Annotated in this window: 13 protein-coding genes; 10 read left to right on the forward strand and 3 right to left on the reverse strand. The window is 74.9% G+C overall.

The genetic code is table 11. The annotated features are described in order from the left end of the window. Positions 1-1,056: hypothetical protein (locus tag VFW24_00035; protein ID HEX5265137.1), on the reverse strand; the 1,056-nt coding region annotated here is incomplete at its 3' end. 10 nt (positions 1,057-1,066) lie between these two features. Continuing rightward, on the reverse strand, positions 1,067-3,283 hold the full coding sequence (locus tag VFW24_00040; protein HEX5265138.1) for a transglycosylase domain-containing protein: 2,217 nt from the start codon (positions 3,281-3,283) through the stop codon (positions 1,067-1,069). An 18-nt stretch (positions 3,284-3,301) separates the two neighbouring features. On the opposite strand from VFW24_00040, the gene VFW24_00045 reads away from it, so the two are divergent. From VFW24_00045 to VFW24_00070, 6 genes are read left to right on the forward strand one after another with little or no spacing between them, the layout of a single operon-like run. Next, entirely contained in the window at positions 3,302-3,916 is a 615-nt protein-coding gene (locus tag VFW24_00045; protein HEX5265139.1) for a GerMN domain-containing protein, read from the forward strand. 32 nt (positions 3,917-3,948) lie between these two features. Further along, a complete protein-coding gene (gene bioA / locus VFW24_00050) occupies positions 3,949-5,271 on the forward strand; it encodes an adenosylmethionine--8-amino-7-oxononanoate transaminase (GenBank protein ID HEX5265140.1) in 1,323 nt (440 codons plus the stop codon). After that, entirely contained in the window at positions 5,268-6,395 is a 1,128-nt protein-coding gene (locus tag VFW24_00055; GenBank protein ID HEX5265141.1) for an 8-amino-7-oxononanoate synthase, read from the forward strand. Before bioA ends, VFW24_00055 begins: the two co-directional genes overlap by 4 nt. Beyond that, complete coding sequence (locus tag VFW24_00060) at positions 6,382-7,041, forward strand: dethiobiotin synthase (GenBank protein ID HEX5265142.1); 660 nt, start codon at positions 6,382-6,384, stop codon at positions 7,039-7,041. The genes VFW24_00055 and VFW24_00060 overlap by 14 nt, the downstream gene beginning before the upstream one ends. Beyond that, positions 7,038-8,039, forward strand: coding sequence for a biotin synthase BioB (bioB, locus tag VFW24_00065; protein HEX5265143.1), 1,002 nt, complete (start codon positions 7,038-7,040; stop codon positions 8,037-8,039). Before VFW24_00060 ends, bioB begins: the two co-directional genes overlap by 4 nt. Further along, positions 8,039-8,185 carry a hypothetical protein gene (locus tag VFW24_00070; protein ID HEX5265144.1) on the forward strand — a complete coding sequence of 49 codons (147 nt, stop codon included), beginning with the start codon at positions 8,039-8,041 and terminating at the stop codon, positions 8,183-8,185. The genes bioB and VFW24_00070 overlap by 1 nt, the downstream gene beginning before the upstream one ends. On the opposite strand, the gene VFW24_00075 is transcribed toward VFW24_00070, so the two are convergent. Next, complete coding sequence (locus tag VFW24_00075; protein ID HEX5265145.1) at positions 8,182-8,484, reverse strand: hypothetical protein; 303 nt, start codon at positions 8,482-8,484, stop codon at positions 8,182-8,184. The genes VFW24_00070 and VFW24_00075 overlap by 4 nt on opposite strands. A 19-nt stretch (positions 8,485-8,503) precedes the next feature. On the opposite strand from VFW24_00075, the gene VFW24_00080 reads away from it, so the two are divergent. The 4 genes from VFW24_00080 to selB all read left to right on the forward strand — a co-directional run. Then, entirely contained in the window at positions 8,504-9,223 is a 720-nt protein-coding gene (locus tag VFW24_00080; GenBank protein ID HEX5265146.1) for a response regulator transcription factor, read from the forward strand. Further along, the gene (locus VFW24_00085) at positions 9,220-10,833 is read left to right on the forward strand and encodes a HAMP domain-containing sensor histidine kinase (GenBank protein ID HEX5265147.1); all 1,614 of its coding nucleotides are present in this window, start codon (positions 9,220-9,222) and stop codon (positions 10,831-10,833) included. The genes VFW24_00080 and VFW24_00085 overlap by 4 nt, the downstream gene beginning before the upstream one ends. Positions 10,834-10,887: 54 nt before the next feature. Beyond that, the gene (gene selA, locus VFW24_00090; GenBank protein ID HEX5265148.1) at positions 10,888-12,177 is read left to right on the forward strand and encodes an L-seryl-tRNA(Sec) selenium transferase; all 1,290 of its coding nucleotides are present in this window, start codon (positions 10,888-10,890) and stop codon (positions 12,175-12,177) included. Between the two features lie 74 nt (positions 12,178-12,251). Continuing rightward, positions 12,252-13,360 (forward strand): selenocysteine-specific translation elongation factor (selB, locus tag VFW24_00095; protein ID HEX5265149.1); only part of this gene is annotated, 1,109 nt, incomplete at its 3' end.

Genomic DNA, 13,360 nt, shown 5'->3' on the forward strand with positions numbered 1-13,360 from the left:
GTCGATGCGCTTGCCCGTGGCCAGGAAGACCGCCGCCACCACCGCGCCGAACAGAAGGGAGAGGAGCACGAAGGCGTGCCACCGGCCGTCGACCGCGTCGGGCTCGCCCTTTCCCCGGCGGAGCGACCGCCACGCCGCGGCCACGCCGAGCACGAGGAACGGCGCCGCCGCCGCCAGGAGGTAGAGCCCCTCGCCGCTGAGCACCGCCCCCATGTGCTCCAGGCCGGACGCGGTCGTCACCCGCGACGAGAGGCTCGGGGACGGGAACCGGACGGGGAGCTGGTGACCGGGGACCTCACGGGTCACCCACCGGATCCATACCTCGGAGACCGCCAGCGCCGCTCCCAGGGCGGCGGTGGTGGCGAGCAGGTGGACCACTCTGGCGCGCCACGGCCTGAGCGCCCAGACCGCGGTGATGGCGAGGGCGGCGGCGCCGGCAATGGCGCGCCCATGCACCGCGTACAGGAGGCCGCTGGCCCCGGCCGCCACCGCCCAGCGCCGGGCACTCGGAACGTCGACGGCCCGCAGGACCAGCAGGCCCACCCCGAGCAACCCGGGCACGAGCAGGTTCTCGGACTCGGCCAGGTTCGAGTACATCACCAGCGCCGGGTAGGCCGACACGACGAGGGCGGCGCCGCCCCACGTCAGGGGCCCGGACCGCGGCGCCAGCCGGCGGGCCAGCAGGTAGGAGAGGACGGAGGTGAAACCGGCCAGCACGGCGTTGACGTCGAGGGCCCACCGGTAGACCGCCAGCGCGTTCTTGGAGATCCACCAGAGCGGCACGAGCAGGGCGCTGTAGCCGGGGTAGTAGGAGGCGCCGGTCGGGGATCCGCCCTGGGCCATGAAGTGGGCGCCCATGAGATAGCCGAACTCGTCGGCGTGGATGATCGGCGTGCGCATGTGCCGGGCCAGCACCACGTGCACCGCCACCGTGACGGCGAAGAGCACGACCGGCACCGTCCACACCAGGACCGTGCGGCCCCGCCGGTCCGGCACGGCGCGCTCGGCCTCGCCGGCGGCGCGGCTGGTCTCGGACGGGGCGGCGGTCGTCGTCAAGGGCGTCCGCTTACGGCGGCGCCCCGCCGGGCGGGACCAGGCCTCCGGGGCCGGGCCCGGCGCCGCCACCCCCCGAACCGGGGACGGTCGTGGTGGTGGTCGACGTCGTGGTGGTGGTCGGCGGTGCGGCGTTGGGCGGCGGGGGCTGGACGACGTAGGTTCCGCCGCCGACGTCGGTCGGGTACTGCTCGTAACCGGCCGAGATCCCCGGGCGGGCCGCCGAGAACACGTTGGGCGGCGGGGGCGGCGGGGGCGGGGGCTGGGCAAAGTCCTGGACGGTCACGTTCTTGAGGGCGTTGCCCATGTAGTCGCCCCAGGTCTTGGCCGGGATGGTGCCGCCGTACACGCAGCCGATGCCCTCGACGCCGCGGAGGCCAATCGTGTTGCTGGTGAGGTGGCCCATCCACACCGAGGTCGACAGCTGCGGGGTGTAGCCGTCGAACCAGGCGTTGGTGCAGTTGTCGGTCGTGCCGGTCTTGCCCGCTTCGGGGCGGCCGATCACCGCGTTCGGGTACGCGGTGCCGTGGGAGATCACGCCCTCGAGGACCTGGGTCTCCTCGGAGGCGATGTTGGCGGGCATGACCCGCTGGCCCACCGGCTTGGTGTCGTCGATGAGGATCTTGCCCGTGCTGTCGGCGACGCGCACCACCGGGCTGGGCGGCACCAGCAGGCCCTGGTTGGCCAGCACGGCGTAGGCGGTGGCCATCTCGAGCGGGGACACGTCGACGACGCCGAGGGTGTAGGACAGGCCGTGGATCTGGGGGCTGTACCACGCCGAGGTCACGCCCATGGACTTGGCCTGGTCCGCTATGGCCTTGACGCCGATGTCGTTGGCGAGCTGGACGAACACGGTGTTGATCGACAGCCACGTGGCGTTGCGCAGGTTGTAGAAGCCGCCACCCTCGTTCTCGGCGTTGTGGAAGGTCGTGCCGCCGATGGTGATGCTGGGCGGCCCGGAGTAGGTGCGGTCGAGCGAGATCCCCTTCTCCAGCGCCGCCGCCAGCGTGAAGACCTTGAACGAGGATCCCCCCGGGAAGCCGGTGCCGCCGCCCTGGACCGTGGCGCCCGGGGTCCAGCAGGCGGCCGGGACCTCGATGTTCACGTTCGGGGCCGAGGGCACGGCCGGGCACCCGGGCAGGGCCAGGTTCACCTGTGACTCGTTGAAGTCCCGCCCCCCGACGAGCGCCTTCACGTACCCGCTGGACGGCTCCACCGAGGCCAGGGCCATGTCGATCGGCAGGCTCGTGCCGCCGAGCCCCCGGCCCACGGCCGCCTCGGCCTGGACCTCGTCGTTGGGGTCGAGGGTGCTCTGGATCTGCAGCCCCCCGCCGAAGACCTCGTCCGGGCCCAGCTTCTGCAGGAGGTAGCGCTTCAGGTAGTCGACGAAGTACGGGTACCGGGACGGGCCCTCCTGGGGGGGCGGGTAGAAGGCGGTCACCGGCACCCCGGGCCTGACGACCGAGGCCGGCGCCAGCCGCTGGGCCAGGGCCTGCTGGTACTGGGCGGGCGTGAGGTAGCCGAACTTGGCCATGAGGCCGAGCACCGTCTCCCGGCGGGACTCCGCCGCGTTCACGTTGACCAGGGGGTCGTAGTCGCTCGGCGCCGGCAGCACGCCGACCAGGGTGGCGGCCTGGGAGGCGTCGAGCTTGCTGGCCGGCGTCCGGAAGTAGGTCTGGGCGGCGGCGGCGATGCCGTAGGAGCCCTCGCCGAAGTAGCTCCCCGACAGGTAGCGGTACAGGATCTCGGACTTCGACAGCTGGCGGCTGACCTCGCTGGCCAGGATCACCTCGTGGATCTTGCGCAGGATCGTGCGCTTGCCGCCGGTGTAGGCGTTCTTGACGTACTGCTGGGTGATCGTCGAGCCGCCCTGCACGGTCTGGCCGTGGACGACGTCGTCGTACAGGGCGCGCAGCGTCCCCCGGATGGACACCCCGCCCTCGTTGAAGAAGTTGTGGTCCTCGGAGGAGATCAGGGCGTTCACGATGACGGGCGTGATGTCCGAACGCGCCACCGGTACCTCGCTGCCGGACTGCCGGAAGGTGGCGATGACGTTGCCCTGGTCGTCGTAGACCACGCTGGGCTGCAGCACGAGGTTCTTGCGCACCGGGGGCAGGCTGGCCGGGAGGGGCAGGAAGATGAACGCGGCCAGGATGGTGCCGCCGCACAGCACCGGCACACCCACCGCCAGCAGCACGGCGGCCACCACGACTCTCACGGCCCGGCGCACGCCGACAGACTTGCAGACGTGAGATCGAGGCCGGTCGCGCTGGCGGCGCTGGGCGTCGCCGTCGTCCTCGCCGGCGGGGCGCTGGCGGGCTGCGGGGTGCCGCTCGATGCCGGGCCGCACCGGCTGGCGGCGGGGGACCTTCCCCTCGGCCTGACCGCCGCCCCCACCACGACCACGACCGAGGCGGGGCCACCGTCGCCCCGGGCGGCGGCGGTGATCCAGGTGTACCTGGTGGCCCACGACCGGCTGATCGCCCGCTCCCGGGTCGTGCCGAGCCCCGCCACCGCCTCCGAGGCCCTCGGGCTGCTGCTCGACGGGGCGACCGTCCCCGAGGCCGCCTTCGGGGTCCGCAGCGCCATCCCCGCCGGCACGTCCCTGCTCGGCGTGCACCAGATCCGGGGGGGCCGGGCCACGGTCGACCTGTCGACGGACTTTGCCCAGACGGGGGGCGCCGATCAGATCCTGGCCATCGCCCAGGTCGTGTACACGCTGACCTCCCTTCCCGACGTCGTGGGGGTGTCGTTCGAGCTGGCCGGCCAGCCCGTGGACGTGCCGACCGCCGACGGCACCCTCGTGAGCGGGCCGGTGGGGAGCCAGGACTTCGCCGCTCTCGTGGCCCCCGGCTCCTCGTGAGCGGGCCGGGAGGGGTGTGGCAACCTGCCGGCGTGGGTGCGCCCGACAACCGGCGGGAGTGGGTGGAACGCGACGCCGCCGTGGTGTGGCACGGCTTCACCCAGATGTCGTGCTACGCCGACAACGAGCCGGTCGTGGTGGAGCGCGCCGAGGGCCACGAGCTGATCGACGTCCACGGCCGGCGCTACCTCGACGCCATCTCCTCGCTGTGGGTGTCGACGCTCGGCCACCGGGTACCCGAGCTCGACGCCGCCCTGCACGACCAGATCGACCGGGTGGCGCACTCGACCATGCTCGGCAACGGGAACCGGGTGGTCGTCGAGCTGGCCGAGGCCCTGGCGGCCGTCGTCCCGGTGGACGGCCCCCACTTCCTGTTCGCGTCCGACGGCGCCCCCGCCGTTGAGCAGGCCCTCAAGATCGCCTTCCAGCTGTGGACCAACGAGGGCGTGGAGGGCCGCACCACCTACCTGGCCCTCGGCGACGCCTACCACGGGGACACGGTCGGCTCGCTGTCGGTCGGCGCCGGTGGTTTCGGAACCGACGTGTTCGACCCGCTGCGCTTCCCCGTGCTGCGGGCCCCGGGCTACGCGGACCCCGACTGGGCCACCCACGCCGTCACGCTCCTGGCCCGCCATACCCACCAGCTGGCGGCGGCGGTCATCGAGCCCCTCGTGCAGGGGGCGGGGGGGATGCTCACGGCCCATCCCGCCGACGTGCGCCGCTTTGCCGACGCGTGCCGCGAGCACGGCGTGCTGCTGATCGCCGACGAGGTGGCCACCGGCTTCGGGCGGACCGGGACGCTGTTCGCGTCCGAGCAGTGCGGCATCCGGCCCGATCTCCTCTGCCTCGGCAAGGGCATCACCGGTGGTTACCTGCCGCTGTCGGCGACCGTTGCGTCGGACCGGGTGTACAGCGCCTTCCTCGGCCCCGACCTCGGGGAGCGCACCCTCTACCACGGCCACTCCTACAGCGGTAACGCCCTGGCGGCGGCGGTGGCCCGGCGCCACCTCGAGCTGCTGGCCGAGCGCCACGTGCTGGCCAACGTCGGCGCCCGCTCGGCCCAGCTGGCCGCCCGGCTGCAGGACCGCTTCGGCGCCGACCCGGCCGTGGCCGAGATCCGGCAGCGGGGGCTCATGTGCGGCGTGGAGCTGGCCCCGCCCCGACCGGGGCTGCGCTGGGGCCGGCGGGTGTGTGCCGCCGCCGTGCAGCGGGGCGTGCTGCTCCGGCCCCTCGGGGACGTGGTCGTGGTCATGCCGCCGTTGTCGATCACGGCCGAGGAGATCGACCGCATCGTCGACACGCTGGGTGAGGCGGTCGCCGAGGTCGGGGCCACCGACCGGGTCCCCGCCCTTTGAGCTGGGCCCGCTGGGCCGACGAGCAGCTGGCCGCGGTGCGGGCCGCCGGCCGCTGGCGCGAGCCCCGCGACTTCGACGCCCTCGGGCCGGCCGGTCGCCTGCAGGGCCACGCCGGTGACGTGGTGTCGTTCGCGTCCAACGACTACCTCGGGCTCACCGCCCACCCGGCGGTGCGGCAGGCGGCGGCCGACGCCCTCGACCGGTGGGGGGCGGGATCGGGGTCGGCCCGGCTGATCGTCGGCTCCCGCCCCGTCCACCGCGAGCTCGAGGTGGAGCTGGCGGACTGGAAGGGGACGGAGGAGGCGGTGGTGTTCCCGACCGGCTTCTCCGCCAATCTCGGCGTGCTCGGGGTCGTCGGCGGACCGGGGGTGACGATCTGCAGCGACGAGCTCAACCACGCCTCGATCATCGACGGGTGCCGGCTGGCCCGGGCCGAGGTGGCGGTGTACCGCCACGCCGACGTCGACGACCTCGAGCGCCTGATGGCGCAGGCGCCGGGGCCGGTCGTGGTCGTGACCGACACCGTCTTCTCCATGGACGGGGACGTGGCCCCGCTGGCCGAGATCGGGCCGCGGTGCGCAGCGCGGGACGCCCTGTTGGTCGTGGACGAGGCCCATGCCGTGCTGGGGCCCGAGCTGCCGGCCGTCGCCGGGCTCGAGGTGCTGCGGGTGGGGACGCTGTCCAAGACCCTTGGCGCCCTCGGCGGGTTCGTGGCCGGGCCGGCGGCGTTGTGCCGGCTGGTGGTCAACCGGGCCCGGCCCTACGTGTTCACCACCGCCCCCACCCCCGCCGACGCCGCCGCCGCCCGGGCCGCCCTGGAGGTGCTGCGCTCCGGCCCCGGCGCCGCGCTGGTGGCCCGGCTCCGCGCCCACGTCGACCGGCTGGCCCCCGGCCACCGCTCCCCGATCGTGCCGGTCATCGTGGGCCACGAGGACGCCGCCCTCCGGGCCGCCGCCGCTCTCCTCGAGCGCGGTCTGCTGGTCCCCGCCATCCGGCCGCCGACCGTGGCGCCGGGCACCTCCCGGCTGCGGATCACCCTCTCCGCCGCCCACACCGACGACCAGGTCGGGGCGCTGGTGGATGCGCTGGCCGAGCTGGGACTCGGCGTCGGTGCCCCGGCCTGAGCGGCTGGTCCTGGTCGTGGGCACCGGGACCGAGGTCGGCAAGACGTGGGTGGCCTGCGCCCTGGCCCGGGCCCTCCGGGCCGCCGGGGTGGAGGTGGCGGCCCGCAAGCCGGCGCAGTCCTTCGACCCCGCCGACCCCGGTCCGACCGACGCCGAGCTCCTCGCCGTCGCCACCGGGGAGAAGGCCGGAGAGGTGTGCCGGCCCGAGCTGACCTACCCCGTGCCGATGGCCCCGCCGATGGCCGCCGCCGCCCTGGGCCGGCCGGCGCCGACGATGGCCGAGCTGGTCGGAGGGCTGGCGGACGGGCCGGCCTGGGGGGACGGGCTGGGCGTCGGGATCGTGGAGGCAGCCGGAGGGGTCCGCTCCCCCCTGGCCGACGACGGGGACAGCGTCGATCTGGCCCGCGCCATCCGGCCCGACCTGGTCGTGCTGGTCGCCGACGCGGGGCTCGGCACCATCCACGCCGTGCGCTCGGCGGCGCCGGCGCTCGCTGACTGGCCGCTGGCCGTGGTGCTCAACCGCTACGACGCCGGCTCCGACCTGCACCGGCGCAACCGGGCGTGGCTGGCGGAGCGCGACCGGCTGCCGGTATACACCGACGTCGCCGCCGTGCTGGGTGACCTGCTTGCAAGGGACAGCCGATGACCGAACGCCAGCTGATAGCCGCCGCCGGAGCGGCCCTGCTCGACGAGGGCCGGGACCTGACCCCCGAGGAGCTGGCCGCCCTGGCCGCCCTCCCCGACGAGCACGTTCCCGCCCTGGCCGCCCTGGCCCACCAGGTGCGGATCGAGCGCAACGGCACGACCGTCGAGCTGGAGGGGATCCTCTCGGCCAAGACCGGCGGTTGTCCCGAGGACTGCTCGTTCTGCTCGCAGTCCTCCCGCTTCGACTCCCCGGTGCTGGCCACACCGTTCCTCGACCGGGACGAGGTGCTGAGGGCGGCGCAGGAGACGGCCAAGGTCGGGGCCACCGAGTTCTGCCTGGTGCTGGCGGTGCGCGGCCCCGACGAGCGCACCCTGCGCCGCCTCGAAGAGCTGGTGCCGCTGGTGATGGAGGAGACCGGGCTGCAGGTGGCGGTCAGCGCCGGCATCCTCACCGACGACCAGGCCGCCCGGCTGGCCGCCGCCGGCACCCACCGCTACAACCACAACCTCGAGACCGCCCGCTCGTTCTTCGGGCGCATCGTCACCACCCACACATGGGACGAGCGCTTCGAGACGTGCCAGCTGGTCCGCCGCCACGGCATGGAGCTGTGCTGCGGCGCCCTCCTCGGCATGGGCGAGTCGACGGCGCAGCGGATCGAGCTGCTCGGCCAGCTGCGCGCCGTCGATCCCGCCGAGGTGCCCCTCAACTTCCTCAACCCCCGGCCGGGGACGCCGCTCGGGGACCGGACCCTGGTCGAGCCGATCGACGCCATCCGCTGGATCGCCCTCTTCCGCCTGGCCCTGCCCGAGGTCATCCTCCGCTACGCCGGCGGCCGCGAGGTGACGCTCCGCGAGCTGCAGGCCCTCGGGATGACGGCGGGGATCAATGCCCTGATCGTCGGCAACTACCTGACGACCCTCGGACGCGCCCCCGATCAGGACCTGGCGATGCTCGAGGACCTCCGGATGCCGATCGGGGCCCTGAGCAAGGCGATCTGATGGCCGCCGACATGCCGGCCCTCGACCCACCCCGGCACTGCCCGGAGTGCGGCCGCCGGCTGCGGGTCCTGGTCACCCCGACATCGTGGTCGGCCCGCTGCAGGGAGCACGGCGAGGTCGGATCGGACGCGACCGGCCGCGTCTAGCCGTCCGCCTCGGTACCGCAGTCCGGGCAGGGCCCGTTGTGGATGTCGCTCTGGAGGAGCTGGGTGCCCGCCTCGTCCAGCGACACGACCAGGGTGCGCGCCCCGAGGTCGAACCACATCGAGGCGTAGGGCCGCCACTCCGCGCTGGTCGACGTGAGGGTCACGCCCCGCGGCAGCCGGGCGAAGCGCTTCCGCTCCGTCTCGAACGCCCACGTGGTCGTGCAGGACTCGAGGACCACGAGGTCGTCGCGGGGCGGGCCGGATCGGGACCGGGAACGTGAAGAGCGGCGGAGGACCAAGGCGCGCAAGACTAGGCGGGTGGCCGGGCGCATCCTGATGGTCGAGGACGACGAGCGGATCCGCACCTCGACCCGCATGGCCCTCGAGGACGAGGGCTACGAGGTGGACGAGGCCGACACCGCCGAGTCGGCCCTCGAGATCTTCGAGGGCCGGGCGCCCGACGTGGTGCTGATCGACCTCATGCTGCCCGGAATCGACGGCTTCGAGTGCTGCCGGGCCATCCGGCGGACCAGCGCCGTGCCGATCATCATGGTCACGGCCCGCTCCGACACCCACGACGTGGTGGCGGGGCTCGAGGCCGGGGCCGACGACTACGTCACCAAGCCGTTCGTGACCAAGGAGCTGGCGGCGCGCATCCGGGCCCACCTGCGCCGCAGCAGCCAGGTGGCGGTGGGGACGGCGTCCGGCGGGTCGGGGGGCGCCGGGCTGCCGGGAACGGCGGTGTGGACGTTCGGGGACGTGGAGGTGGCGCCGGAGGCCGGCGAGGTCCGCAAGGCGGGCCGGCCCGTCCACCTCACCCGCACCGAGTTCCGCCTGCTGTGCGAGCTGGCCGACAACGCCGGGCGGGTGCTGTCCCGGGAGCAGCTCCTCGAAGCCGTCTGGGGCTACGACTACTTCGGGGACAGCCGGCTGGTCGACGTCCACGTGCGCCGGCTGCGCACCAAGGTCGAGGACAACCCCGCCTCCCCGCGCCACGTGGTGACCGTCCGCGGCCTCGGCTACAAGCTGGCGTCGTGAGGCGGCTGGGGCTGCGGGCGAGGATCACCGCCGGCTTTGCCCTCGGCGCCCTCGGCATCTCGGTAGTGCTCTCGCTCATCACCTATGGGCTCACCCGGCGCTCGGTGGTGCACAACCGGCAGAGCGCGGCCGTGCACCAGACCGTGGCCAACGCCCTCGTCGTGGGCGGGGCGGCGCGCTCGAGCGGGCCCGACCTCACCCAGGTGCTGAGCTCGCTGTCGACCCCCAACGGCTCGGAGTCCCTGCTGTACCAGAGGGGGAGCTGGGTGAGCACGAACTTTGCCCTCGGGAGCGCGGCGGTGCCGCAGGCGCTGCGCACCACGGTGCTGAGAGACGGCCAGTCCGCCACCATGGAGTACCGGCTGGCCGGCCACGCCGAGCTGGCCGTGGGGGTTCTCCTGCCCGGTAGCGGGAAGAGCGGCCGCACCGCCTACTTCGAGCTCTACGACTTCTCCGACCTGACGCGCACCCTCACGGCCCTGGCCCTGTCGCTCGGCGCCGCTTCGGTGGCCACGACCCTGGCGGGCATCGCCGTCGGGCGCTGGGCCAGCCGCCGGGTGCTCTCCCCGCTGACCGAGACGGCGCGCGCCGCCGCCGCCATAGCCGGGGGCCGGCTCGACACCCGCCTGCAGGCGGGCGACGACAGCGAGCTCGCCGACCTGGCCCACTCCTTCAACTCCATGGTGAGCGCCCTGCAGGCGCGCATCCAGCGCGACGCCCGCTTCGCGTCCGACGTCTCCCACGAGCTGCGCTCTCCGCTCACGACCCTGCGCAACGCCGTCGACGTCCTCCAGCGCCGGCGGCCCGAGCTCACCGAGCGGTCGGCCCAGGCCCTCGACCTGCTGACCGAGGAGGTGACCCGCTTCGGGCGCCTGGTCGAGGACCTGCTCGAGGTGTCCCGCTTCGACGCCGGCGCCGCCGACCTCCTGCTCGAGGAGATCCGCCCCGCCGAGCTGGCCCGCCACGCCCTGGCCGCCCACGGCCCGGCCGGGGTGCAGCTGGTCGTGGAGCCGGGCACCCCGCCGGTCAGCGCCGACAAGCGCCGCCTCGAGCGGGTGCTCTCCAACCTCCTCGCCAACGCCGACCTGCACGGGGACGGCGCCACCCGGGTCGTGGTCGGCCCGGTGGCCGGCGACCCGGTGGCGGGCGGTGGGCCCGGGGTCGGGCCGGCGGGGGCCTTCATCGCCGTCGACGACGCCGGCCCGGGCGTCCCGCCGGAGCAGCGGGAGACGATCTTCGAGCGCTTCGCCCGGGGACGGGCGGCGGGGCGGCGGGCCCGGGGGGAGGGCGTGGGCCTCGGGCTCTCCCTCGTCGTCGAGCACGTCCGGCTCATGGGCGGCACGGTTCGCGTCACCGACAGTCCCGATGGGGGAGCCCGCTTCGTGGTCGAGCTGCCGGCGGTGACCGGTGCCGCCCCGGGTGGGCCCGACGGGGTGCGGCCGGAGGCCGGGCGCGACGAAGAAGATTCGGAGCAGGAGGTGGGCCGAGGCCTGCCCCGGGGACTCGGCGAAGATCCCCGAGGCAGTCGCCCCCCGGAAGCGGCGGAAGGTCGCTCCCGGGCCTCGGCACTTGGTGCCCCCGCCGCCAGGGGGACGGCAGGGACCCGTTGACGAGAAGATTGCACGGTCAATGCGAACTCCCTGCCGCGAACTGATTGCGATCGTGTGACGATTTCGAGGGATGACGTCACTGGGCCCCGGCCCCCGTCGATCGACGCCCTGGCCCGCTCGCTGGCCGACATCGACCTCCCCCACCCCCTCCTCGTCGACGCCGCCCGCCAGGCGGTGGCTGCCGGGGATCCCGCCTCGGCGCGGGCCCGGGCCGAGGCGGTGGCCGCCGCCCTCCTCCGCCCGGTCGTCAACGCCACCGGCGTGCTCCTGCACACCAACCTGGGCCGGGCCCCGCTGGAGGTCCACCATCCCGCCCGCTACGCCAACCTCGAGCTCGACCTGACGACGGGGCGCCGGGGCTCGCGCTCCGCCCACGCCGCCTCGCTCCTGGCCCGGGCCGCCGGGGCCGAGGCCGCCCTGGTCGTGAACAACGGGGCGGCGGCGGTGCTCCTCGTGCTGGCCGCACTGGCCCGGGGCCGCCGGGTGATCGTGAGCCGGGGGGAGCTGGTCGAGATCGGTGGCGGCTTCCGCATCCCCGACGTGATGGCGCAGTCCGGGGCCGAGCTGGTCGAGGTCGGCACGACCAACCGCACCCGGCTGGGGGACTACCGGGCCGCCGTCGACGACGGCGTGGCGATCGTCCTCAAGGTCCACCGCTCCAACTACCGGGTCGTCGGCTTCACCGAGGACGTGGACGCCGGGGCCCTGGCCGGCCTGGGCCCCCCCGTCGTCTACGACATCGGCTCCGGGCTCCTCGACGCCGCGACCCCGTGGTTGGCGGCCGGACCGCCGGCGTGGCTGGCCGGGGAGCCGGCCGCGGTCCAGTCGCTGGCGGCGGGGGCCGCCCTCGTCACCTTCTCGGGGGACAAGCTGCTCGGCGGCCCGCAGGCCGGCGTCATCGCCGGCCGGTCCGACCTGGTGGCCGCCTGCGCCCGCCATCCCCTGGCCCGGGCCCTGCGTCCCGGCGGACTGGTCCTCTCCGCGCTCCAGGAGGTGGCCCTCACCTACCTCCGCCGGGAGCCGGTGCCGTTCTGGCGGATGGCGGCGGTGCCCGTAGCCGACCTCCGCCAACGCGCCCAGGCCGTGGCCGGCGGCGCCGGCCCGCACGTCTCGGTGGTCGACTGCATGTCGGTCCCGGGTGGCGGATCACTTCCGGGCACCGACATCCCGTCGGCCGGCGTGGCCGTGGACGGTGACGTGACCGACGTCCTGCGCGCCGTTCGGCCCAGCCCGGTCATCGCCCGGGTGCGGGACGGTCGCACCATCTGCGACCTGCGCACCGTCGACCCGGCCGACGACCCGGTGCTGGCCGGCGCCCTCGGGGACGCCGCCGCCCGGGCATGACCGGGACGGCCGCGGGCGGGGCCGGGGCGCCCGCCACGGCGGAGGAGCCGGGGCGTAGGGGACCCGGCGGGCATGTGATCGCGACCGCGGGCCACGTCGACCACGGGAAGTCCACCCTCGTCCACGCCCTCACCGGCATGGATCCCGACCGCTTCCAGGAGGAGAAGGACCGGGGCCTGACCATCGACCTCGGCTTCGCCTGGACGACCCTGCCCTCGGGCCGGGAGCTGGCCTTCGTCGACGTCCCCGGCCACGTCCGGTTCATCAAGAACATGCTGGCGGGGGCCGGCGCCGTCGAGGCCTGCCTGTTCGTGGTGGCCGCCACCGAGGGGTGGAAGCCCCAGTCCGAGGAGCACCTCCGCATCCTCCAGCTGCTCGGCGTCGGGCACGGGATGGTGGCGCTCACCAAGGTCGGCCTCGTCGACGAGGAGACCGAGGAGCTGGCCCGGCTCGAGCTGGCGGACCAGGTGGCCGGCACCTTCCTCGCCGGCGCCGAGGTGGTGGCCGTCGACGCCCCCACCGGCCGGGGCCTCGAGGACCTGCGGGCCGCCCTCGACCGCCTCCTGGCCGGCACCCCCGGCGCCGCCGACCGGGGCCGCCCCCGCCTCTGGATCGACCGGGTCTTCCCGGTCCGGGGGGCGGGCACCGTCGTGACCGGCACCCTCGCCGGCGGAGCCCTGGGGACCGACGACGCGGTCGAGATCGTGCCCGCCGGAACGGGCCGGAGCGCCGGCGCCAGCCCCCTCACCGCCCGGGTCCGCGGCCTCCAGTCCCACCAGCGCCGGGTCGACCATCTCGGGCCCGGCCACCGCACCGCCGTCAACCTCGCCGGGGTCCCCCACGACCGCCTGTGGCGGGGCCAGGCCCTTATCCGCCCCGGACAGTGGGCGCCCACCCGCACCTTCGACGCCTCGCTCAGCGTCCTCGCCTCCCTCGACCACGAGGTCACCCGCCGGGGCGCCTACCACCTCTACGCCGGCGCCGGCGAGCATCCCGTCGCCATCCGCCTCCTCGGCGGCGCGGCGCTCTCCCCGGGCGAAGCCGGCCTCGCCCGCATCCACCTCCCCCTGGCCCTCCCGCTGCTGCCGGGGGACCGCTTCGTGCTGCGCGAGTCGGGCCGGTCCGAGACCGTGGGGGGCGGCGAGGTCCTCGACGTCTCCCCTGTCCTCCCTGCCGCCCGGGC

The sequence above is a fragment of the Acidimicrobiales bacterium genome (assembly GCA_036273495.1).
Lineage (GTDB): Bacteria > Actinomycetota > Acidimicrobiia > Acidimicrobiales > JAJPHE01 > DASSEU01.